The following is a 23,588-nucleotide window of genomic DNA, read 5'->3' on the forward strand; positions in this document are numbered from 1 at the left end:
TTCGTCTGCAGTTCAATCTTACGCGTGAAGCGTGACATTCAATTCTTCGGCGACCGCCTTGAAGGCAGCGAGCGCACGTTCGAGGTCGTCACGGGTATGTTCCGCCGTCACGATCGTCCGAATCCGGGCCTTACCTTTCTCGACCGTCGGGAAGGCGATGCTCTGTGCGAACACGCCGTGGTCTTTCAGCTTGTCCGAGAACGTGTGTGCGAGTGTCTCTTCACCGAGCATGACCGGCGTGATCGGTGTCGTCGCATGCCCGATATCGAAGCCGAGATCGCGAAGTCCTGTCTTAAAGAACTCGGTGTTCGCCCATAACTTATCGAACAGTTCCTCTTCTTCCTTCATGACACGAATCGCTTCACGGTTCGCCGCAACGACCGCTGGCGGGTGTGACGTCGAGAACAAGAACGGGCGTCCTTTTTGAATCAAGAAGTCACGCACGTCGTTCGAGCAGGCGACGTATCCGCCGAGGACGCCGATCGCTTTCGATAGCGTCCCGACTTGGAGCGCGACCCGTCCGTCGAGACCGAAGTGGTTGACCGTACCGCGACCATTCTTCCCGAGCACGCCCGAAGCGTGGGCGTCGTCGACCATGACCGCCGCGTCATACTTCTCGGCGAGCTCGACGATTTCCGGGAGAGGCGCGATATTGCCGTCCATCGAGAAGACGCCGTCCGTAACGATGAGACGTGTCCGGTAATCTTGAGTCTCTTTCAAGGCCGCTTCTAAGTCCTCGAGATCGACGTGTTTATAGATGCGGCGGGCCGCTTTCGTCAACCGGATGCCGTCGATGATCGAAGCGTGGTTGAGCGCGTCGCTGATGACGACGTCCTCTGGGCCGAGTAGCGCCGACAAGACGCCGAGGTTCGTCGCGAAGCCCGACTGGAACACGAGCGCCGCTTCCGTATGCTTGAACTCGGCGAGCTCGCGTTCGAACGCCTCATGCATCTCGAACGTCCCGGCGATCGTCCGCACCGACCCAGTGCCGGCACCGAACTGTTCGACCGCTTCGATTGCCGCTTGCTTCAAGCGCGGATGGTTGGCGAGACCGAGATAGTTGTTCGACGATAGCTGGACGAGCGACTTGCCACCGATCGTGACCTCGTTCCCTTGTGCTGATTCGAGCGGCACGAGCGAACGGAACGTGCCCGCTTGTTTCATTTCATTGACTGCTTCTGTAATATGTTCAAATGCCATATTGATTCCCCCTGTTTATGGTAATAAGACGACCTTTCCACATTTCCCGGCCCGCATGAGCTCGAAACCTTGCTCGAACTCCTCGAGCTTGAACACGTGCGTGATAATCGGTTCGACGTTCAGCTGACCCGTCGCGAGAAGCGTCGACACTTGGCCCCACGTCTCATACATCTTGCGTCCGGTGATGCCTTGGACACGTACCCCTTTAAAGACGACGTCACGCGTCAGGTCGATCGCGACCGGTTTTGCCGGGAGTGACAACACGTTGACATCGCCGCCGGCCGTGACCATCTTGAACGCCTGGTCGATGGCGACCGGATGCCCGCTCATCTCACAGACGACATCGATGCCGTCCCCCTCCGTCTGATCCATGATCAGCTCGAGCGGATTTTGCTCAAGGCTATTGATGACGACGTCCGCCCCCATGTCTTCGGCGAGCTTCAACCGATACGGGTTGACATCGATTGCATAGACCCGGCTCGCGCCCGCTGCTTTGGCGACACCGACGGCCATGAGCCCGATCGGTCCACAACCGACGATGGCGACCGACTTGGCCGACACGTCACTGGCGAGCACCGTATGGACAGCGTTACCGAGCGGTTCTTGAATCGAGGCGAGCTTCGACGGCATCGACTCGGGATTGACCCACAAGTTCTCTTCCGGCATGACGACGTACTCGGCGAAACAGCCTTGCGTGTCGACACCGATGATTTTCGTGTTCTTACAGATGTGATATTGCCCGCGCAAACATTGTTTGCATTGATGACAAACGATATGCGTCTCGGCCGATACGGTCTGTCCGATTTGGATGCGTTTCGTACCTTCCCCGAGCGCCACGACTTCCCCCGCGAACTCGTGACCGAACACGTATGGCGGTTTGACTCGGCTCTTCGCCCAGTCGTCCCACTCATAGATGTGGACATCGGTCCCGCAAATCGATGTCGCCTTCACTTTGATCAACACTTGCCCGGCTCCTGGTGTCGGGATTGGCACTTCGACCAACTTCGCCCCGAATCCGGCCGTATGTTTTTGAATCGCTTTCATCACAGGTGTCGTTGCTTCCTTCTCTGTCATAGACACGAGCTGTTCCATTGAAAACGTCCCCCTCTTCATCTCTTGATCGAACTTCACGTTCCCTTTCATCTTGTCATAAAATGACGAACCTGAGAAGATAGAACGTCATATTTTCAGACAAAAAAGAGAAGCCATCCGCGCCGATGGCTTCTCTTACAAGAATAGGACCTATGTCCCGACCGCAAGCTCATCGTGGTTCGATGATGAGCTTGATTGCCGTTCGTTCTTCTCCGTCAATCATAATATCGGTGAACGCAGGGATGCAAATCAAATCCAATCCGCTCGGCGCGACGAAACCACGCGCGATCGCGACCGCTTTAATGGATTGATTGAGCGCCCCGGCGCCGATTGCTTGAATCTCACACGTTCCTTTTTCACGAAGTACGCCAGCGAGTGCACCCGCCACGGAGTTAGGATTCGATTTTGCCGAAACTTTGAGTACGTCCATTCTTGTTTCCCCCTCGGGTAGGTTGTTCAATCAAACCAAACGGTCTGATCATCTAGGTGTATGCGTTCGATTTTTGTGGCTCGTTTCGATTGGTCATCGATAGTGATTAAAACTCCATTAAGTTGTTCCCGTCCCTCGGCAACTTCAAACCGGACCGGGAGTTGTGTCATGAATTTTCTCAAGACGACCTCGGCATCCATGCCGAGCACCCCATCGAGCGGTCCCGTCATCCCGACGTCGGTGATGTATGCCGTGCCGTTGTTCAATACGCGGTTGTCAGCGGTCTGGACGTGCGTATGGGTCCCGACGACGGCTTGAACGCGTCCATCGAGATGATAGCCCATCGCAATCTTCTCACTCGTCGCTTCAGCGTGCATATCGACGAAGATGGCATCGACCTCACCACGGATTTCTTCGACGAGGGCATCGACCGTGCGGAACGGACAGTCGAGCGATGGCAGGAACACCGTCCCCATCGCATTGATGACGGCGAGCTTCTTCCCACCTTGTTTCAACACCATCATGCCGACACCAGGTGTGCCTTCCGGATAGTTGGCCGGACGGACGATACGGTCGGCATCATCGATCCAGTCGAAGATGTCACGGTTGTCCCAAGTATGATTCCCCATCGTCACGCCATGGAACCCAAGCTCAAGGAACTGTTGGTAGATTTTTTTTGTGATACCGCGTCCGTTGGCTGCGTTTTCACCGTTGACGAGCATGAACGTCGGGCTATACTTGCTTTTCAAGCGTCCGATTTGGGCACTCAGGATGTCGCGACCCGGTTTTCCGACCACGTCGCCGATAAATAAGATTTTCATAGTTTTGTCCTCCTCCAATAGAAAAAGCGGAGAATGTCTCCGCTCTTGTTACTTCGCATAATCGACGGCACGCGTTTCGCGAATGACCGTCACTTTGATTTGGCCTGGATAATCAAGCTCATCTTCGATCCGTTTACAGATGTCGCGGGCCATCTTGTTCGCCACGACGTCGTCGACGACGTCTGGGCGGACGATGATCCGGACTTCACGTCCCGCTTGGATGGCATATGATTTCTCGACTCCTTCGAACGACTCACAAATCGCTTCGAGGCGCTCAAGGCGTCGGATATAGCTTTCGAGCGTCTCTTGACGGGCTCCTGGACGCGCCGCTGACAAGGCGTCAGCCGCTGCGACGAGAACCGCGATCGTCGAGGTCGCTTCGACGTCCCCGTGGTGCGAGGCGATCGAGTTGATGACGACCGGATGCTCTTTGTACTTCGTGGCGAGCTCGACACCGATCTCGACGTGGCTGCCTTCGACTTCATGGTCGATGGCTTTCCCGATATCGTGGAGGAGACCCGCTCGTTTGGCGAGCGTGACGTCTTCCCCGAGCTCGGCGGCCATCATGCCGGCGAGATGGGCCACTTCGACCGAGTGAGCGAGCACGTTTTGACCGTAACTCGTCCGGTAACGCATTCGACCGAGCGTCTTGACGAGGTCCGGGTGGACACCGTGGATGCCGGCTGAGAATGTCGCTTCTTCTCCGTATTCACGGATGCGCTCATCGACTTCTCGACGCGACTTCTCGACCATCTCTTCGATGCGGGCCGGGTGAATCCGACCGTCTTGAACGAGTTTCTCGAGCGTCATCTTGGCGATTTCACGACGGACCGGGTCGAATCCAGACAGGATGACCGCTTCCGGCGTGTCATCGATGATGAGGTCGATGCCGGTGAGCGTCTCGAGCGTGCGGATGTTACGTCCTTCACGTCCGATGATGCGTCCTTTCATCTCATCACTCGGCAAGTTGACGACTGATACGGTCGTCTCGGCGACGTGTTCGGCCGCGTAACGTTGCATCGTGAGAGACAAGAGGTGTTTCGCTTTTTTATCAGCTTCTAATTTTGCTTTTTGCTCGATTTCTTTTTGAAGGAGAGCAGCATCGTGAAGCGCTTCCTGCTTCGCTTCGTCCATGATGATGGTCCGTGCTTCTTCTTTCGACAAGGCTGCCACGCGTACTAGTTCTTGGCGTGCCTCCTCATATAATTCCTCCACTTTGCTCTCGAGCGTTTCCGCTTCACGCTTCCGTTTCGCGAGTGCAGCCTCACGTTCATCCAAGGCGTCTTCTTTCCGTTCAAGCATGTCTGCTTTCCGGTCGAGAAGCTCTTCCTTTTGGACGAAACGATTTTCTTTCACTTTCTGCTCTTCACGTCGTTCGCGCAATTCTTGTTCGGTTTCATTGCGAAGTTGAATCATCTCTTCTTTTACTTCAAGCCGTGCTTCTTTTTGCATCGCTTCCGATTGTTGGCGCGCTTGCTCCACAATCTTGGTCGCTTCCGTCTCGGCACCTTGAATCTTCGCTTCGGCGATCGATTTACGCACAAAAAAACCTGCAACAAAAGCTATCGGCAAAAGGAGGATCAGAATAAGCTCTAATAGCCATTCCATCATGTTCACCTCCCTTTCGCAAGGTTATTTTATTTTTTCATGAATGAAAACGCGAGCGAGCCCGCGTATAGCTTTATTGTACTTATTTACCTGTTAGAATGCAATGCACGGACAGGATAGAACTACCAATTCATCAAAAAAATTATACTAAAAAAATCTCGCCTGAACCGTGTCAGGCGAGAAACGTTGCTTATTCTTCGTCTAGAAGCGAGAGGACGTCATCGTTGTCAGCTTCGACTGTGACCGTCTTTTCACCGTTGAGACCGTAGTGGTCGCGGATTCGTTCTTCGACCGATGCGGCCACCGACGGGTTCTCTTTCATATACTGCTTCGCGTTCTCACGGCCTTGACCGAGACGCTCTTCGTTGTACGAGTACCACGCGCCGCTCTTTTGAACGATATCGAGGTCGGCCCCGATGTCGATGAGCTCTCCTTCACGCGAGATGCCTTCGCCGTACATGATATCGACTTCCGCCGTCTTGAACGGAGGCGCAATCTTGTTTTTGACGACTTTGATTTTCGTCCGGTTCCCGACCATGTCTTGGCCTTGTTTGAGCGTTTCAGCACGACGGACTTCGAGACGGACCGACGAGTAGAACTTGAGGGCACGACCACCAGGTGTCGTTTCCGGGTTACCGAACATGATTCCGATTTTCTCACGGATTTGGTTGATGAAGATGACGATCGTCTTCGACTTGTTCGTCGCACCAGACAATTTACGGAGCGCTTGGCTCATGAGACGGGCTTGAAGACCGACGTGTGAGTCTCCCATCTCCCCTTCAATCTCGGCTTTCGGAACGAGTGCCGCAACCGAGTCGACGACGAGGATATCGACCGCACCAGAGCGGACGAGGGCTTCCGCGATCTCAAGGGCTTGTTCCCCTGTATCCGGTTGTGACAAGAGCAACTCATCGATGTTGACGCCAAGGTTTTGGGCGTATTTCGGGTCGAGCGCGTGCTCGGCGTCGACGAAGGCTGCTTGCCCGCCGCGCTTTTGAACTTCAGCGATGGCATGAAGCGCCACCGTCGTCTTACCTGACGATTCAGGTCCGTACACTTCGATGACACGACCACGTGGGTAGCCACCGGCACCGAGGGCGATGTCAAGGGCGATTGAGCCTGATGGGGTAACGGAAACTTGCTGATCTGTATTTTCACCAAGGCGCATGATTGAGCCTTTACCGAATTGTTTCTCAATTTGGCGTAATGCCATTTCTAACGCTTGTTTACGATCACTCATAGATTAATGAGCCTCCTTTGATTGATACTTTCATTATAAGCGAACCGAGAACGATACACAAGTTTTTTGCGAACGTTTATTCGCCTTTTTTCATTTGTTGAAGGAGCGCCCATATTCCGTCTTTTGTCGCTCGGGCTTGAATGACGTGCCGCTCTTGATGTGGATAGTTGCGTTCAATCACGTCAATCCCGGCCGGTGACCGGATACCGATAAACACTTTGCCGACCGGTTGACCCGAACTTGACGTGGGTCCGGCTTCTCCAGTGAACGCCAGTCCATAATCCGTCTCGGTCTGACGAATCAAACCGAGGATCATTTCAAAGGCGACTTCTGTTGAGACGACCGAGTGTGACTCAATTGTATCAAGGGACACCCCTAAAAACCTATTTTTTAGCTCGTCCGAATACGTGACGACTCCACCTTTGAACACCGAGGATGCCCCCGGCACGGCCGTGAGCATTGCTTGGGCCTGACCGCCGGTGAGCGACTCGGCAATCGACAGTGTGGCATTGCGCGCTTGCAACTCTCGAATCAAATGGGTAGCGAGCGTCTCCTCATCGGAACCAAAGTAATACCGGCCGACCCGATTTAAAATGTCCCGTTTGACCCGGTCGACCATTTGCCGCGCCTCGGATTCCGTTTCGGCCCGAGCACTGATTCGAAGCCGTGACTCGCCCGACTCGGCATATGGGGCGACCGTCGGATTGGCACTGGTCGTTAAATCGACGACCGCCTCATCTAACGCGGACTCGCCGATTTCATAAAACCGAAGCGACTCGGAATGAATCGTCGCACCCGTGAACTTGTTCGGGAACGTAGACTCGACAATCGCTTTCATTTCCCACGGTACGCCAGGCAGTAAGAGCCATGTCGTCTCCCCTTCAATCCACATGCCGGGCGCAAGACCGACCGGGTTGTCAAGTACTTCGGACCCGGATAAGACGTCGGCCTGACGAGCGTCTCCTTCATTCATCGTCCGTCCGCGCGAGGCGACAAAACGACGAATCGTCTCGAGCGAGGCCTCGTCGCGGACGAGTGGACGGTCGAGCACGTCGGCAAGCATCGTCTTCGTGATATCATCGGCCGTCGGGCCAAGTCCGCCAGTGACGATAACGAGTTCGCTCCGGGCTTTCGCTTCTTCGAGCGTTGCTTTCAGGCGCTCCCGGTTATCCCCGACGACTACATGATACAGGACGGACAGTCCGTATTTCGACAGCTGTTCTGACAAGTAACGGGCGTTCGTGTTGGTAATTTCCCCTAAGAGCAGTTCAGAGCCTACCGCAATGATTTCGGTCCGTTTCATCCGAATTCCTCCCCCCAAATAAAAAAACGAGCTGTTCGGCCAAGCTGAACAACTCGTCTGTGCCGACGGTTACATCGACTTTACAATGATCTTGTAATTTTGTGCAAAATATTCGGCCCCTGAGTAAATCGTCAAGACGAGCGCGAGCCACATCGCCCATTCACCGAACGGAATGCCGACATAGCTGAAAATCGGGTTGCCGAACAGTAGGAAGATGATGGCAAAGAGTTGGACCCATGTCTTCGCTTTGCCCGACTTTCCGGCCGCGACGACGATGCCTTCATCGGCAGCCACGAGACGCAGCCCCGTCACCGCGAATTCACGCGAGAGGATGACGACGACGACCCAAGCCGCGACGAGGTCCATCTCGACGAGCAGGACGAGTGCCGCCGTGACGAGTAGTTTGTCAGCGAGCGGATCCATGAACTTCCCGAAGTTGGTGACCAAGTTGTGCTTGCGGGCGAGATGTCCGTCAAGCCAGTCAGTGATAGCGGCAATCGTAAAGATGACCGCGGCGATGAATTGATGGAGCGGTACGTCCGCCCCGAGGAAAGCGATGTCTCCCCAATCAAAATCTACGGCGAGTAAGACGACGAACACGGGGATGAGCAACACCCGTAACATCGTCAAACGGTTAGGTAGGTTCATCGAGAACTCCTCCTCTAGAAGGAGAGTCAACTTATTCTGCGTCGACTCTCTTTACAAATATATTTTGTGTGACCGGCGAGTCGGCTAATTCAAGCTCCCGGCCATTGACAACAATTTTCTCGACCCCACCGATCAAGCCGATTCGGATGCGAAGCGTATCCGTCTCCGCGTCCTCGATGACAATCGGGTTTTGTTTCGATTGGTTCGGATATTCCGGAGCGAGGAACGGTCCTTCGAGTGATGTGTCTCGGACGCCGACATACGTCGCCGGCGATTCTTTCACATGGATCTCCGTCGTCAACTTATCGGCTGTCGCAATCTCGTACGTGAGATCAGCTCCGCTCGTCGACGCGACCGCAATCGGCCCCGTCTCTTCAGCAGGCTCTTCTTCGACCGGCTCTTCCTCGACCGGTTCTTCTTCAACCGGTTCCTCTTTCGGGACATCCTTATTTTGGTCAATCGTCACACCCGAGTTCGACGGCTCGGCCGGTGACGCGTTTTGATCACCAAAATCAAGGTTTCGGACGACGTAATAGACGGCCGTCATCAAGAGGAAGGCGACGAGCACGAGCATGACTTTCGGTACCCAACGCGACACACGGCTCGACGTTTCCGAGGCTTTCGAGTAGGTTTGTTTTCGCGACAATTGAACGGTCGGCTGCGGCTCGATTTTCGGCAAGTCTTTCGCATACGTCTCGTACAGTTCATCGACATCAAGCCCTAACGATTCCGCGTACGTTTTGATGAACGCCCGTGCATAGAACGAGCCAGGGAGATTTTTGTAATCACCTTCCTCGATCGCGATGATATAGCGTTTTTGAATCTTCGTCGTCTGCTGGATTTGGTCGAGCGTCAAACCGCTCGCCTCACGCCTTTGTTTCAAAAAAGTCCCTAGTTCTGTCACAGGGGTCCACACCTTCCATTCAAGTAGTTATTCAAACCATTCTGCCTCACGATGTGTCTCTTGAGGAATAATGATCTCCTCATCTTGTGAGTTCCGTAGTTCGATGATGTAATCAAAATCCTCGAACACACAGTCGGTGTTGCGCACATAAAGATCTGGGTGCTCGATGACTTTGACAGACGGAAGTCGCATGACTTCGCGAATCAATTGCCGATGGCGTTCATCCATCGTCCGCGTCGAGACGGCACCGTCGATGATGTAGACGTGGTCTCCTTCGCGTTCTTCCTCGAACAGCGAAGTCCGCACCGTCTGCTTCATGAGCGTCGAGGACAGGAATAGCCAGCGCTTGTTCGCACAGACGCTCGCTGCCACAATCGACTCGGTCTTTCCGACACGCGGGTTGCCGCGCACGCCGATCAACAAATGCCGCTCTTCTTTCATCAGTTCGGCGACGAAATCGACGAGGACACCCAGGTCCTCACGCACGAAACGAAACGTCTTCTTGTCATCGTTATCGTGCTCGATGTAACGTCCGTGTCGAATTGCGATCCGGTCCCGGAGTTTCGGGCGCCGGAGCTTGATGACGACGATGGCTTCCATCTTGCGCAAAATATGTTCCAAACGATGGACGTGATCGGCCGCCGGTGCCTTTAACAGCATGCCGCGGCGCTGTAGATCGACGCCGTTGATCGTCACGATTGAGATTTGAAGCATCCCCATCAGTGAGGCGATATCCCCGAGGATACCGGGTCGATTTTGGCAAAGTTCATATTCGAGATACCATTCTTCGAACTTATGATCCATCTCGTCCACCCTTTCTGATGTGTGCTCGCTACCTTGTTCATTCTAAATTATTTTAGAAGAATTGAAAAGAACTCGTTTCAACCGAGCCAACAAAGTTTCACACCCAACCGCCGTCGATCCGAAGCACGGTGCCGGTCATGTATGCGGCTGCCGGAGAGCAGAGGAAGCGTATTGTCTCCGCTACTTCCCCTGGGCCTCCTAACCGGCCGAGCGGAATCTCATCCCGAACGTCTTGTTTCGTCTCTTCTACCGTATCATTCATCGGGGTGTCAATCCACCCCGGCGTGACCGCGTTGATGCGGACGTGAAACGGTCCGGCCTCACGCGCGAACGCCTTGACGAATCCAAGCTGGGCGGCCTTGACCGTTGAATAGAGGACTTCTCCGGCCGCACCGACCTCGCCCCAGACACTCGAGACGACGACGATGTCGAGCGGGCGGTCATACGGTTTCAGCCCGACAACGTGCTGGACGAGACGGACCATCGAGCGGACATGTATGCGATACAGCCGGTCGAGCTCGAAGAGTGACTGATCGACGAGCAGACCGTAGGCATGATTACCGGCGACATGGATGAGGCGGTCGACCGGTCCGAGCGTCTCGAGCCAAGCTTCGAGTCCGGCTTCATCGTCGAGGTCACACGTGACGACGTCGGCCGTCAACTGTTCGTGTGAAACGAACGCACGAAGCGACTCCGTTTGCGAATGCGCCTGCAAAATGAGTGCATCGTCTCGAAACGCTAGCGCGACGGCACGGCCAATCGCTCCGCTCGCTCCCGTGATGAGCGTCGTCACGGTTTCTTGACGACACAGACCGTCCGATGATCGGCTTGGAACAGACGGTCGTACGCCGCATACAGGTCGTCAAGCGTAATCGCATCGAGCAAGTCCGGGATGTCGAACATGTTGCCGCCGCTGAGTGCGTAGCGTGAGAACTGGTTGGCGATAAACTCTGGTGAGTTGAGCGCCTTCAAAAACTGTCCTTTCATCATGCGCTTCTTGCGATCGAGTGTCTCGCCGCCGAGTTCGAGCGGACGCTCGAGAGCGGACGTGATCCGGTCGACGAACGTCTCGACGTGTGGCGTCTCCATTGACAGGACGGCGAAGGCGAACGTCTCTTCTGACGTATAGTCGAACGAGAACGCGTCATCAATCAATCCTTCGGCGTACAGTTCCGCATAGAGCGGTGCCGTCGTGTCGAACAAGGCGTGCATGAGGAGCTCGACGATGAGCTCTTGCTTCATGCCCTCTTTGCCGGGGCGTGGCGTATCTTTATAGCCGATCATCACTTTCGGGACCGAGACGTCCATCTCGATGACCCGTTCCGTCATATGGACCGTCTCGGGCTCCTCGACCACCTCACGCGCCGTCAATAGCGGCGCATCAAACGTCTTCGCCGCCTGATTGGCGGTAATCTCGGCAAGGACAGCGTCAGGGTCGATATTGCCGACGACGAACAGCACCATATTGCTCGGATGGTAAAACGCCTCGTGACAGCGATATAAATCGTCGGCCGTGATGGCGCTAATCGATTCGATCGTGCCGGCGATATCGATTTTGACCGGATGTTCGGCATACATCGCCTCAATCAAACCGAAGTAGAGGCGCCAGCCCGGATTGTCCTGATACATTTGAATCTCTTGGCCGATGATCCCTTTCTCTTTCTCGACCGAGGCCTCCGTGAAGTACGGCGCTTGGACAAAGTCGATCAACGTCTTCAAGTTCTCACTGACGTTCGACGTCGCACCGAACAAGTATGCCGTCCGGGTGAACGACGTGAACGCGTTCGCCGACGCGCCGAGGCGTCCGAACTGTTGGAACACGTCGCCGTCTTCTTTCTCGAACATCTTATGCTCAAGGAAATGGGCGATCCCGTCCGGCACGTCGACCCAATCTTCCGTTTTAAAGCGACGGTCGATCGAACCATATTTCGTCGTGAACGTGGCATACGTCTTCTCATAACCGGTCTTCTTCAATAAATAGACCGTCAATCCGTTCTCGAGGACGGTGTGATGGAGCGTTTCTCCGACGTTTGGAAAATCGAGTTTCATACAGTTCCCCCCTTTAAACAATAGACAGCCTGTAAATCCAGGCCCTTGGCGAGCGCGGCCACATCATCCCGCGAGGTCCGCTCGATGATGGCCATCTCTTCCTCGAGCGAGAACGGACGGATGTCCGAGCCGCTCATCCAAGCGATCAATTGGCGCGGGTTATCCCCGAGTTGACGACGTTGATGGTACAGCATCGCTTTCGTCTGTTCGAGTGTCTCGTCCTCGAACGTCCCGGCCTGGAGGTCGGCGAGTTGGTCGGCGATGATCGCCTCGGTCTTCGCCTGGTTCGAGGCATCGATCCCGGCATAGACGAATAACATCCGGCTGAGTGAGCTGTACTGCGAGGCGGCATAGTAGGCCAAACTCTCTTTCTCCCGGACGTTCATGAACAGTTTCGAGTGCGGGAAGCCGCCGAACAGTCCATTGACGACTTGCATCCGGACAGCGTCTTCACTGCGCGGGTCGACGTCGACTTGATAGGCGAGGTGCAATTTGCTCTGATTGATCGTTTGATGTTCCTCGAGACGCTGAAACTCACGGTCGACCGGCTGTGGATACTCACGGACGAGTCGTTCCCCGAGCCCTTCGAGCGGCGCGAACGCGGCAGTCACTTGCTCACGACTCACGTCGCCGACGACGTAGACGTCGACACGATCGTGACGGATCATCGAGGTATAGGCATCAAAGAGCGTCTTAGGCGTCACGTGCTCCAACTGTTCGAGTGTACCGAGCGACTGGATGGCGAGTTCGCCGCCGAGCAGTTCTTGAAGACGTTGCTGGGCGAAGCGCATCTTGTCATCGTATACCGATTCGATGCGCTGACGCTGGAGACGGGCCTCCTGTTCGACGATGAGCGGTTGGAACGCCCCGTCATAGGCGTTCGGACGTAGGAGTACTTCTTCGAGCAGCTTGATCGCCTCACTGAGCACCGGTTCGCCGACGAGCGCATCGCTCACGACTTCGAGCTGGAACTGGATGACATGTTCTTTGCCGACTTTCGACGCTCCGGCGTAAAGGCTCGCGTCATATAATTGTTCGAGCGGCGTATGAAACAATTCGATCGACGGATAGGCTTCTGTCGCTTTCTCCATCACATACGGCAGTAAAGCCCGGTCGGCAATCGTCTCAGCCGACAGTGGGGCCGCAAATGAGACGAGGCATGTCGTCGTTTTAAATTTTTGGGTCGGGTAGACCGAATAATGCAGTCGTTGTTGGAATTGTTCGATTCCTTTCATAAGTTGATCTACTCCTTTTTCTTTTTCGTTTTGAACACGTCCGCACCGCGGGCGTATTCTTGATCGGGAACTCCGGCCACGACATTGGCGTAACGGGCCGCGGTGAACAAATAGTCGCTCAGCCGGTTATAGTACGGGAGCTGACGAGCGGCGGCGTCGACGTTGACGAGCTCTCGTTCGACACGGCGACAGACGGTACGTGCCACGTGCAGGCTCGCCGCACCGACACTGCCACCCGGCAAGATGAAGCGGACGAGCTCCGGACATTTCGGTTCAAGTTCGTCAATCCACGTCTCGAGCTCGGTGACGATTGTCAAATCGACTTGTTGTGGCGGCGTCTCAGTATACATGAGCTCGGAACCGAGATCGAATAGATCATGTTGAATCTTCGTCAGCTGGGACCGGAGCGTCTCGTCTGTCTGATGGGCGAGCGCGAGACCGATCTGACTGTTCAATTCATCTAACAGCCCCATCGCCTGGATGTGCGGATGAATCTTTAAGACACGTCCGCCGATGAGTGATGTTTCCCCTTTGTCCCCGCCTCGTGTGTACAGTTTCATGTCATTTCCTCCTTGATGCCACAAATGGTGACCCATAGGAGTCACCATTGTCGTTATGCGTGCGGTTGTGTGTACGGAAGATGAATCGTGAACGTTGTCCCTTCCCCGTGCGTGCTCGAGACGTCGACCGTGCCTTGATGGGCATCGATGACGTTTTTGACGATGGCGAGACCGATGCCGGTACCCGTCTTGCCGCCGCTCGTCCGCGCTTTATCCGCTTTGTAGAACCGTTCGAACACGAACGGCAAATCTTCTTTCGGGATGCCGCTGCCCGTATCCGACAAACGGATCACGAAGCCGGCCTCCTCTTCACTCGCCTCGAGCCGGATTGATCCCGACTCGGTATGGGCGATGGCATTGCCGATCAAGTTCGTGAACACTTGTTCCAATCGGTCCCCGTCCGCCTCGATGGCATGACGCGGGGCCTCCGTTGACAGCGTGATGCCTTTTTCGTTCGCCATTTGGTTGAATTTGCGCATGACGCGCGGAAGAAATTCACCGAGGTCGAACGTCGTGAACTGCATCGTCTCTTTGCCTGACTCGATTCGTGCCAGGTCGAGCAAATCGTTGACGAGACGGGCCAATCGAAGCGATTCATCGTAGATGATGGAAGCGAACTCTTTCGTCGCGTCATCACTTTCGGTCATGCCGTCGATAATCGCCTCGGAATACCCTTGAAGCGTCACGAGCGGTGTCCGTAGCTCGTGGCTGACGTTGGCAACAAAATCGGTTCGCATCTTGTCAAGACGATGGCTCTCGGTCGTGTCACGGATGACGACGACCGCGCCTTCAAAATCATCCTCGCCGAGAAGCGGTGTCACCGTCAACGTATAATAATGTTCGTCTTGTTTCACTTCGATCGTCTTCTCCGGTGCCCCGGCAACGACGTCCTCATAGAGAGACAGGACGACTTCATGCGGCTGTTCGTCGATGAGGAGCGGTTGGGCTTGCGGGTTCGTGACAATGACGTTCGCATGACGATCGAGCGTGATGACCCCATCGGCCATCGACCGTAAAATCGAGGCGAGTTGGAGCCGTTCTCGATCGAGCGCATTCACGTATGTCGACAGTTGGCTACTCATCGCATTGAACGACCCGGCCAACTCCCCGATCTCATCGTTCGACTTCTGGACGAGACGGAGGTCGAATTGCCCTTCTCCCGTCTTATTGACCGCGTCACGCATCTCGCGGAGCGGTGCCGTGATCCGGGTCGATAAAAAGAAGGCAAATACGGTCGTGACGATGATCGCCGACGCGACCGTCCAAAAGATGATCGTCCGAGCCCCTTCGTTCGCACTCGAGATCGCGTCGAGCGGTTCGATCAAATAGAGCGTATATTCGCCTGTCTCGAGTGAGAATGTCGTCCGATACGCGAGTGCCGCCTGATCGTCAAATGACGAAAAGTTTCCAATCGCCGTCTCCCCGACCGCCTGATACGTTTCCCAATCCTGACGGCCGAGCTCCGTCATGAGACCGTCGACTTCCGTTCCAAAGTTCGAACGGACCGTCCCGTTCTCTAATATATAGTTCGCACCGTACACTTCAATGATTTGGTCGACCGTCCGTGACGCGTCCCCTTCTTGAAGCAACACCGACTGGACCTGCCCGCCGAGCTTGGCCAAGTGGCCGCGTTCCTGGTCGATATGGAACGAGTTGAAAAACTCGAGCATCAACACAGAGACGATGAACAAGATGAGACTGACCAATACGAGAATCGTCAACCATAGTTTTGTGACGATGCTATTCCGGCGAATCATCACTCACTGATGACTTCGAACTTGTACCCGACACCCCATACCGTCGTGATCATTTGCGCGGCTTCTGGAGAGACACGGTTCAACTTCTCCCGGAGTCGTTTCACGTGTGTGTCGACCGTTCGAAGGTCTCCAAAGAATTCATAGTTCCAAACTTCTTTCAAGAGCTGCTCTCGTGAAAACACTTTGTCGACTTGTTTGGCCAAGAAGAACAAGAGCTCATACTCTTTCGGCGTGAGCGCGATTTCTTCTCCGTCGACCGTGACGCGGTGCGCATCGTTGTCGATCGTCAAATGCGCGAAGACGATCAAGTCTTTTGATTTTTCGGCCGTACGCAAATATTTCGTCGAGCCCGAGCGGCGAAGGAGTGCCTTGACGCGCAAGACGACCTCACGCGGACTGAACGGTTTGACGATATAATCGTCCGCTCCGACTTCGAAACCTTGGACACGATCGACTTCTTCGCCTTTCGCCGTCAGCATGATGACCGGTGTCGCCTTCGATTTCCGAAGCTCGGTACATACTTCGACCCCGTCCATTTTCGGCATCATCAAATCAAGCAGGATGACATCAAAATTGTGCTCAAGGGCGAGCTGAAGCGCCTCTTCCCCGTTCGTCGCTTCGACGATCACATATTGTTCCCGTTCCAAATACATTTTTAATAGGCGGCGAATTCTTTCCTCGTCGTCGACCACTAAAATTTTAGTTTTATTAGCCATCCACTAAACCTCCTAAAGAACCATTACAAGATGTAGCGAATGTTGCACAATTGTGAACATTTCGCTCTCTTTCATAACTATACCACTCTATTATTTGGCTTCACAACGGTCAGTTGACAGCGGCGTAAAAAAAGAAGCCACCGAAGTGACTTCTTTTTTTACGCATATGAGTGCAAACCTGCGATGACGAGGTTGACGAACACCAAGTTGAACATGATGACGGCGAAGCCGCCGACACATAACCAAGCGGCTTTTGTTCCCGTCCAACCACGTTGGATGCGCATATGCAAATAGTAGATATAGATGAGCATCGTGATGAGCGCCCACACTTCTTTCGGGTCCCAGCCCCAGAAACGGTTCCAGGCGATTTGTGCCCAAATCATCGCGAAGATGAGTCCACCGAGGATGAACACCGGCAAGCCGATGGCGATCGACCGGTAACTGATCTCGTCGGCGAGATCGAGATCGACTTTTTTCGCGAGCGGTTGAAGCGCCTCGGCAATCCGTTTTCGCAAGATGACGAAACGAAGCAGTACATAAATCACGACGCCGGCGATGACCGACCAAATGAGCGTGTTCAACTTCAATGTATTGATGAACGTCGGTAACTCAAGTGACAGTCCGCCCGAACCAGAGAGAAGCTGAGCCCCTTCCGGCACGAACAACATCGGCATGAAGTATTCATACGACTCTTGTGTCCCGCGGTCGTTCGTGAACTCGACCACGCCACCGGCACCGATCGCCTTGAAGAGCATCGAGACGAGAATGAAGCCGAGCGTGCACATGAGGACGAACATCGTAATCTCAAGCCACGTTCGTGACTTCGACTGTTCCCGCATCGACGTCTCATTCAATAAGAAAATGAGACCTGAGGCGAAGCTGATGGCGAGAATTCCTTGGCCGAGCGCGGCCGTCGTGACGTGAATTTTCAACCAGACACTGTTCAAGGCCGGGATAAGCGGTGCCACTTCGCTCGAGAACATCGAAGCGAAAGCGATGACGAGAAGCGCCACCGGCATGGCGAACAAGCCAAGCACGTCATTTTTATAAATCCCGTACACGACGAGGAACCCGAACACCATCATCATGCCGAAGAACGTCGTGTATTCGTACAGGTTCGATACCGGTGCATAACCGACCCCGACCCAACGTAAAATAAAATATGTCATTTGAGCGATGAAGCCGATGACGGCCAAAATGAACGCATATTTGCCGTAGGCGATACGGTTGACGTTTCGGCCTTTGCGCATCCCGCTGACCGCGATCGTGAATAACACGGTCGCGACAGCGTAAAGGATGAACGCGATAAAGAGCAAACGACTGCTCCACTGAATCCACTCCATTATGATTCCCCTCTTTCATTGGTTGAGTTGTCGTCCGTCTTTTTTTCAAACCGTGCCTGATCTTCCCAGATCGGCAGGCCATTTTTCTCTAGGAGCGGTGTGATTTCGCGATTGAGCGAGGACGGGTTCTTGTTGGTGAAACCAGCGACGAGCACGTCCGTCTCATTGTGTCGGCGAATCCAGATACGACGGTGCGGCCAATACATCCCCATGACAATTCCAATCATGAAGATGACTCCACCGACAATCAAAATCGGATACGTCGAGTCACTCTTGACGCGTAGACCACTCGTACTTGCCATCTCCGTACCAGCGAACTGGAACACATAGCGATTATCTTCATCGGCCACGTTTAAACGAATTCCAATCAAATTCGATTCCGTCGTGCCGTCTGGTGTGTCAATCGCCATGAAGAAGGCCGGGTTGAGTGCCCGTGGCGATTTCGTGTTCGGTTGGCCGTCCTTGACCTCAAAGTCAGGATACAGGTCGTTCAGTTTGACCGTGACGTCTCCGAGGTCATACGTCGTCTCCGGGTTCGTCAAATCGACCGTGAACGGTCCATACACATCACCTGTCTCTTTATCGGCAACGTTAAAGGACATCGACAAGAATTCCAGGCGACTCGAATACTGTTCTTGATACACTTCGTACTTTTCAAACTTGAACGGGTGGTTCACTTTCGTCGAACCGGTATCGACTTCCTCGAGTTGCGGCGATCCGTCCTCGTTCGTCCCGGTCTTCTTGAACAGCGTCAATTCCGTCTCATAGTTTTTCGGGACTGCGCCCGCTTTCTCGATCGCCTTGGCAAATTTCGCATCTTCCGCGTTATTTTCCGGATCATACATCTCTAAGATGAACTGATCGTTGCGAAGATAATATTCATCATCCGTCGCTTCGAGCGGAACCGTATCGCCTTCGCGCACCCATTCGAGCGTATCCGTATGGAATGCCGGGAAAACGCGAAGCATCGCCCCGATGAAGAAGATGACGAGCCCAATGTGATTGACGTATGGACCCCAGCGACCGAATCGATATTTCTCGGCGAGTAAGGCATCCCCATCACGCTTCACTTGATAACGCTTGGCTTTTAAAGCCTCTCCGAACGCATCGATTTGCTCGTCCGTCCCTTTTCCCTCACCAATCAAACGTTGTCCGCGCATGAAGCGATCGGTACGTCGGACCGGTTGAAATTTCAACGCTTTATACAGCGGGAAAAATCGATCAATCGATACAACGATGAGCGATAACGTCAGCATCACGATCAACGTGATGTACCACCACGATGTATAGAGGTTGTGGAATCCTAGCGTGTAGTAAATCGTACCCGGTGTCCCGTACTCGTCCGTGTAATACTGGTTCGCCGGCAACTGTTGCGGAATATACATCTCTTGCGGGAAAATCGTTCCGATCGCCGACCCGACGATGATAAGCCCGATGAGCCATAGACCGACCTTGACCGATGCAAAAAAGCTCCACACCCGGTCAATCCATGACCGTGGACGACGCTTCGATCGTAAATCGGCGCCGTCGTATTTCATATCTAGCATTTGTGCGCCCCCCGTTCGCTTACAATGACTTCTCGGCCAACTCCATCAGTTTCTCTTTCGTGAGTTCACCTTCGTACTTTTCAATCACTTTGCCGTCGGCATCGATGACGAACGTGACCGGCAAGTTATAAATCCCGTACGCCTTCTCGACTTCGCTGCGCGTGTCCATCAAAATCGGATAGTCGAGCTTGACGCCGAGGCCGTTCACGAAATTATCGACCCGAAGCGGTGTCTCGCCGACGTTGACCGCCCAAAAATCGACGCCCATGTCTTGGAGTGCGGCATAGTTATCCTGGACGACCGGCATCTCTTTCTCACACGGTTCACAGAATGTGCCCCAGAAGTTCAAGAGCAACCCTTTACCGTCGTATGTGTCACGCTCGACCATCGTCGTCCCGTCAAGACTGACGAGCTTGAAGTTCGGCGCATCGTCACCGGCCTCGATACGTCCGTCGTTGCCGGCTTGTTCAAACAATTGCATGATAACGACCGCTCCTGCGAACAGGACCATCGTCATAATCATGAGCCGCCAAAATGACCGTTTTTTCTTATGGGCCATCGCCTGGTTCATGCGATCACCCGACTTTGTTTCTTTCGTCATGAGTTCACACCATCCTTTAGTTGTTATTGTACTGAAAAAACACCAAAAACGCACATTAACAGACTTTTTTCATCTTTTTGTCACACAATCTCCACAAAATAAAAAATCATCCTATCTCAGGACGATTTTTTAGTTGTTATTTTTTCTTTTTCTTGCCCCGTTGTACGGGTGGTACGGTCGGGTTGGCAAGCTCACGTAGCTTCGATACTTCCTTGCGTGACAGTTCACGCCATTCGCCCGTCGTGAGACCGTCGAGCGTCAAGAAACCGAACTGTTCGCGTTTCAGTTTGATGACTTCTGAACCGACTGCTTCGAGCATGCGACGGATTTGACGGTTATGGCCTTCCGAGATGACGATTTCTAAGATGGCCGAGTTTTTCTTATGGTCGACCGTCTTCATCTTCACTTGGGCGCTACCCGTCTTGTAGCCGTCATCGAGTTCGACACCCGACTCGAGTTGTTTAATCGCGATATACGAAGGAATGTTCTTCACTTTCGCGACATAACGTTTTGGGATCTTGAACTTCGGATGGGTCATCATGTTCGAGAACTCACCGTCATTCGTTAAAATGATGAGTCCCGTCGTGTTATAGTCGAGACGTCCGACCGGGAAGACACGCGATCCAGGTGGTACGAGATCGGTGATGACTTTCCGTCCTTTATCGTCTTCGACCGTCGAGACGTAACCGCTCGGCTTGTAGAGCACATAATAAACATGCTCTTCTTGTTCGATTTTCACACCGTCGACCTCGACTTCAGACTTTGGACCGACTTTCGTACCGAGTTCGCGCACGACTTTCCCGTTGACGCGCACCCGTCCATCTAAAATCATTTCTTCGGCTTTACGCCGTGAGGCGACACCTGCTTGGGCAATCACTTTTTGTAAACGTTCCATTTATTCATTCTCCAATCTATCTTGCGTAATCGCAGACGGCTGGCCGAAGAACAAATCGCCTTCGTCCGAGAGCTCGTCTTCAAACGTTAATGGGGGCAATTCATCGAGTGAATTGAATCCAAAATGGTCCAGGAAATGTTCGGTCGTCCGGTATAACTTGGCCCGGCCGATTGTCTTGGCCCGGCCGGCCGCTTCAATCAATCCTTTAGACAACAGCGTATGGATGACACGTTCGACTTTAACGCCCCGGACTTCCTCGATATCAGCCCGGGTGACCGGTTGCTTGTACGCGATGATGACGAGCGTCTCCATCGCGGCACGTGATAACGCCTGTTCGGCCATCGTGCCGACGTAGCGTTGAATGTACTCCGACACTTCAGGAATCGTCACGAGCTTATACACGCCCGCGGATTCAATCAGTTGGAACGGACGACCCGAATCTTTGAACGATGCTTCTAGTTTGCTCAACTGTTCGCGTGCAGCGGCTTCCGAAATGTCGAGCGTGTCCGCGAGGGCCCGCACTTCCATTCCTTCTTCGCCGACGACGAACAATAGACTCTCAATAATCGTTTCATAAGACAGCAACGGCTTCATCCCTTTCCTTTGACGATTCGACGAACGAGATTTGAATGTCTCGCTCTTCCTGTTTAGTCGTAACGACGCGCAACTTGATCAATTCGAGTAGCGCCATGAACGTGACGACAAGGTCCGACACATCGGGACGTTCCTCAAAAAACGAGAAGAACGATGTTGTCCGCTTTGCCGAGACGTGATCGTGCAACCGTGTCATCTGTTCTTCAAGCGTCCGTTCTTCACGTTTGATCGTCTTTTTGCGACGCTCTTTCCACCGCTTGCGTTCGACCATTTTCGAATAGGCGTGTAATAAGTCCGCAAAGTTGAGTGGACCGTCATACGGCTGGACGAGGTCGGACATGTAGCGCGTCAAATCCTCACCGGGACGGCTATACAGTTCGAGGCGAGACTCTTCTTGCTCGCGCATGAATACGACCGCTTCTTTATACGCCTTATATTCAATCAACTGTCGAATCAACCCTTCTCGGGTCGGTTCTTCCCCAAAGTCGGGAATGTCATCTTCTTCAACTGGAACCGGTGGCAACAGTTGCTTGCTCTTCAATTGGAGCAACGTCGCCGCCATGACCAAATATTCACTGGCCACATCGAGTTCAAATTTTTGCATCGTCCGGATATAGGCGACATACTGATCCGTGACCTCGGAGACAGAGATGTCTGCGATGTCGAGCTCCATTTTTCCAATCAAGTGGAGCAACAGGTCAAGCGGGCCTTCGAACGTATCGATTTTGACGTTGTACGCTTCCATAGAGACACCTGCCATTTACATTTTTGCGCTTTAGTATAACATGTTTTGTAGTACCGTGACCACGAAAGGAGAAATTTGATGTCGACGCCTTTTATCCAGTATACGCTCTTATTTGAATGTCATGCCGATTATTTCGAGTGCCACGAAGTGCTTGAAGAAGCATGGCAGGACGGGGGGCGAGAGGATCTCGGTTACGCTGCCTTGATTCAATACGCCGTTGCCCACTACCATGCCCGTCGCGGTAACACGCCCGGTGCAAAAAAGAGTATCGCAGCGTTACAGCAGAAGCTCACGTTGGCCGTGACCGAACTCGAAGCCCTCGGAATCGATACCGCGACGTTTGCCCGTGACTTGGAGCGTTGGCCGCTCCCGGAGGCGCTTCCGCTCAATGAAGCGACACGACAACGCATCGAGCGTTTGAAGCCCGCCTTCGAACCGACCACTTTGACGTTTGACGAGCTCGTCCATAAACATATGTATCGAGACCGGACACCCGTCGTCACCGAACGGCTCCGGGCGCTTGAGGCACGTAAAAAAGCTAGGCGCTGAGCCTAGCTTTTTTTAAATGACGACTTGGTTCCATTTATCGAGCAAGTCACCGGTTTTGCCTTGACCGACAAGCGTCAAGTCGAGCGGCAATAAGTTCCGGGTCTCATCGAGCAATTCGTAAGAACGCTTCTCGCCGCGGAACGACGGAGACAGCGCGATATGATGGATGAACATCGTCGTCTCTTGTTGCTCCATCCCGATGATCCCGACGAAGTCTTCCCCGACTCTCCACAGATAGAGGAATTTGGCAGGGTCTTCTTCGTAGGACCGGACGAGTTCGAGCAAGGCGAGCGGAGATTTGTCGCTACATGAGAACGCGAGCAAGCCCATTGCCGTCTTTTCGTACGATTGTTTGTATTTCACCAGCATTGCTGGTTTCACCACCTTTAGTCATTCATGTTTCACTAAGTGAACACGTGAGAGACATGGCTCATTGTGCCATAACGTTCAGGCAGAAATCAATTCTCGTCCCAAACTTTAACTTCGGCCATCTTCGTGCCTTGACGAAGTTTGACCGCGTGCTCAAGGCCAGACGTCACTTTTCCGAAGACCGTGTGGACACCGTCGAGATGTGGTTGTGGCTCATGGACGATGAAGAACTGTGACGAGCCCGTGTTGCGTCCGGCGTGTGCCATTGAAAGCGAACCCGCTTCATGTTTGTATGGGAACGATGTCGATGTCTCACATGGGATCGTCTTGCCTGAACCACCCATGCCTGTCCCGTCTGGGCAACCGCCTTGGCTGACGAAACCTGGGATGACCCGGTGGAACGTCAAACCGTTATAGAAGCCGCTGTTCGCGAGCTCCTCGAAGTTGTCGACCGTGATCGGTGCCGCATCGTGGAACAAGTCGAATTCGATCATTTCGCCGTTCTCTAATTTCATAGATCCTTTTTTCATGAAAAGTTACCCCTTTATGTTCATATTGTCATTCTCACTCACACATTG

At 53.6% G+C, this 23,588-nt stretch carries 25 protein-coding genes; 1 reads left to right on the top strand and 24 read right to left on the bottom strand.

Annotated elements, in window-relative coordinates; translation table 11 throughout:
* Positions 1-18 precede the first annotated feature (18 nt).
* The 22 genes from KNP78_RS00005 to KNP78_RS00110 form a co-directional block, all read right to left on the bottom strand.
* On the bottom strand, positions 19-1,200 hold the full coding sequence (locus tag KNP78_RS00005) for a glycine C-acetyltransferase (protein ID WP_214707601.1): 1,182 nt from the start codon (positions 1,198-1,200) through the stop codon (positions 19-21).
* Between the two features lie 15 nt (positions 1,201-1,215).
* Positions 1,216-2,292 (bottom strand): L-threonine 3-dehydrogenase, encoded by a 1,077-nt coding sequence (gene tdh / locus KNP78_RS00010; protein WP_138859327.1) that lies wholly within the window; start codon positions 2,290-2,292, stop codon positions 1,216-1,218.
* Between the two features lie 169 nt (positions 2,293-2,461).
* Positions 2,462-2,722 (bottom strand): stage V sporulation protein S, encoded by a 261-nt coding sequence (locus KNP78_RS00015; protein ID WP_012726477.1) that lies wholly within the window; start codon positions 2,720-2,722, stop codon positions 2,462-2,464.
* 26 nt (positions 2,723-2,748) lie between these two features.
* Complete coding sequence (locus tag KNP78_RS00020) at positions 2,749-3,543, bottom strand: TIGR00282 family metallophosphoesterase (protein ID WP_034777819.1); 795 nt, start codon at positions 3,541-3,543, stop codon at positions 2,749-2,751.
* A 48-nt stretch (positions 3,544-3,591) separates the two neighbouring features.
* Positions 3,592-5,154, bottom strand: coding sequence for a ribonuclease Y (rny, locus tag KNP78_RS00025; protein ID WP_029595337.1), 1,563 nt, complete (start codon positions 5,152-5,154; stop codon positions 3,592-3,594).
* Positions 5,155-5,341: 187 nt separating this feature from the next.
* On the bottom strand, positions 5,342-6,391 hold the full coding sequence (gene recA / locus KNP78_RS00030) for a recombinase RecA (protein ID WP_021067612.1): 1,050 nt from the start codon (positions 6,389-6,391) through the stop codon (positions 5,342-5,344).
* A 76-nt stretch (positions 6,392-6,467) separates the two neighbouring features.
* Entirely contained in the window at positions 6,468-7,694 is a 1,227-nt protein-coding gene (locus KNP78_RS00035; protein WP_214797214.1) for a competence/damage-inducible protein A, read from the bottom strand.
* A gap of 69 nt (positions 7,695-7,763) precedes the next feature.
* Positions 7,764-8,342, bottom strand: a complete 579-nt coding sequence (gene pgsA / locus KNP78_RS00040) for a CDP-diacylglycerol--glycerol-3-phosphate 3-phosphatidyltransferase (RefSeq protein ID WP_021067614.1) — start codon at positions 8,340-8,342, stop codon at positions 7,764-7,766.
* A gap of 31 nt (positions 8,343-8,373) precedes the next feature.
* Positions 8,374-9,225, bottom strand: coding sequence for a helix-turn-helix domain-containing protein (locus KNP78_RS00045; protein WP_233004332.1), 852 nt, complete (start codon positions 9,223-9,225; stop codon positions 8,374-8,376).
* 48 nt (positions 9,226-9,273) lie between these two features.
* Positions 9,274-10,050 (bottom strand): YmfK family protein, encoded by a 777-nt coding sequence (locus KNP78_RS00050; RefSeq protein ID WP_034777827.1) that lies wholly within the window; start codon positions 10,048-10,050, stop codon positions 9,274-9,276.
* Between the two features lie 97 nt (positions 10,051-10,147).
* The gene (gene ymfI / locus KNP78_RS00055; protein ID WP_214753194.1) at positions 10,148-10,843 is read right to left on the bottom strand and encodes an elongation factor P 5-aminopentanone reductase; all 696 of its coding nucleotides are present in this window, start codon (positions 10,841-10,843) and stop codon (positions 10,148-10,150) included.
* Positions 10,840-12,099: an EF-P 5-aminopentanol modification-associated protein YfmH gene (yfmH, locus tag KNP78_RS00060; RefSeq protein ID WP_214753192.1), complete on the bottom strand. Its 1,260-nt coding sequence runs from the start codon at positions 12,097-12,099 to the stop codon at positions 10,840-10,842. The genes ymfI and yfmH overlap by 4 nt, the downstream gene beginning before the upstream one ends.
* Positions 12,096-13,334, bottom strand: a complete 1,239-nt coding sequence (gene yfmF / locus KNP78_RS00065) for an EF-P 5-aminopentanol modification-associated protein YfmF (protein ID WP_138859321.1) — start codon at positions 13,332-13,334, stop codon at positions 12,096-12,098. The genes yfmH and yfmF overlap by 4 nt, the downstream gene beginning before the upstream one ends.
* Before the next feature lie 8 nt (positions 13,335-13,342).
* On the bottom strand, positions 13,343-13,894 hold the full coding sequence (locus tag KNP78_RS00070; RefSeq protein ID WP_034777834.1) for a cob(I)yrinic acid a,c-diamide adenosyltransferase: 552 nt from the start codon (positions 13,892-13,894) through the stop codon (positions 13,343-13,345).
* Between the two features lie 53 nt (positions 13,895-13,947).
* A complete protein-coding gene (locus KNP78_RS00075; protein ID WP_214753190.1) occupies positions 13,948-15,651 on the bottom strand; it encodes a sensor histidine kinase in 1,704 nt (567 codons plus the stop codon).
* A complete protein-coding gene (locus KNP78_RS00080; protein WP_214753188.1) occupies positions 15,651-16,367 on the bottom strand; it encodes a response regulator transcription factor in 717 nt (238 codons plus the stop codon). The genes KNP78_RS00075 and KNP78_RS00080 overlap by 1 nt, the downstream gene beginning before the upstream one ends.
* Positions 16,368-16,525: 158 nt before the next feature.
* Positions 16,526-17,710, bottom strand: a complete 1,185-nt coding sequence (ccsB, locus tag KNP78_RS00085; protein ID WP_029595329.1) for a c-type cytochrome biogenesis protein CcsB — start codon at positions 17,708-17,710, stop codon at positions 16,526-16,528.
* Entirely contained in the window at positions 17,710-19,257 is a 1,548-nt protein-coding gene (gene resB, locus KNP78_RS00090; protein ID WP_029595328.1) for a cytochrome c biogenesis protein ResB, read from the bottom strand. Before resB ends, ccsB begins: the two co-directional genes overlap by 1 nt.
* Before the next feature lie 19 nt (positions 19,258-19,276).
* On the bottom strand, positions 19,277-19,858 hold the full coding sequence (locus KNP78_RS00095) for a redoxin domain-containing protein (RefSeq protein ID WP_029595327.1): 582 nt from the start codon (positions 19,856-19,858) through the stop codon (positions 19,277-19,279).
* 136 nt (positions 19,859-19,994) lie between these two features.
* Positions 19,995-20,753, bottom strand: coding sequence for a pseudouridine synthase (locus KNP78_RS00100; RefSeq protein ID WP_029595326.1), 759 nt, complete (start codon positions 20,751-20,753; stop codon positions 19,995-19,997).
* Positions 20,754-21,347 (bottom strand): SMC-Scp complex subunit ScpB, encoded by a 594-nt coding sequence (gene scpB, locus KNP78_RS00105; protein WP_029595325.1) that lies wholly within the window; start codon positions 21,345-21,347, stop codon positions 20,754-20,756. It lies immediately after the preceding gene.
* A complete protein-coding gene (locus KNP78_RS00110; RefSeq protein ID WP_029595324.1) occupies positions 21,325-22,092 on the bottom strand; it encodes a segregation and condensation protein A in 768 nt (255 codons plus the stop codon). The genes scpB and KNP78_RS00110 overlap by 23 nt, the downstream gene beginning before the upstream one ends.
* Before the next feature lie 78 nt (positions 22,093-22,170).
* Here KNP78_RS00110 and KNP78_RS00115 point away from each other — a divergent pair, with 78 nt between their 5' ends.
* Positions 22,171-22,641 carry a DUF309 domain-containing protein gene (locus tag KNP78_RS00115; protein ID WP_029595323.1) on the top strand — a complete coding sequence of 157 codons (471 nt, stop codon included), beginning with the start codon at positions 22,171-22,173 and terminating at the stop codon, positions 22,639-22,641.
* 12 nt (positions 22,642-22,653) lie between these two features.
* Here the strand turns inward: KNP78_RS00115 and KNP78_RS00120 are convergent, their stop codons facing one another.
* Together KNP78_RS00120 and KNP78_RS00125 are read right to left on the bottom strand one after the other, a co-directional pair.
* Positions 22,654-23,010, bottom strand: coding sequence for a GNAT family N-acetyltransferase (locus tag KNP78_RS00120; RefSeq protein ID WP_034777852.1), 357 nt, complete (start codon positions 23,008-23,010; stop codon positions 22,654-22,656).
* Between the two features lie 89 nt (positions 23,011-23,099).
* Entirely contained in the window at positions 23,100-23,540 is a 441-nt protein-coding gene (locus KNP78_RS00125; protein ID WP_029334855.1) for a peptidylprolyl isomerase, read from the bottom strand.
* Positions 23,541-23,588 lie beyond the last annotated feature (48 nt).

Origin of the sequence: Exiguobacterium sp. s28, from assembly GCF_018618135.1 — a bacterium.
Taxonomy (GTDB): Bacteria; Bacillota; Bacilli; order Exiguobacteriales; family Exiguobacteriaceae; genus Exiguobacterium; species Exiguobacterium mexicanum_A.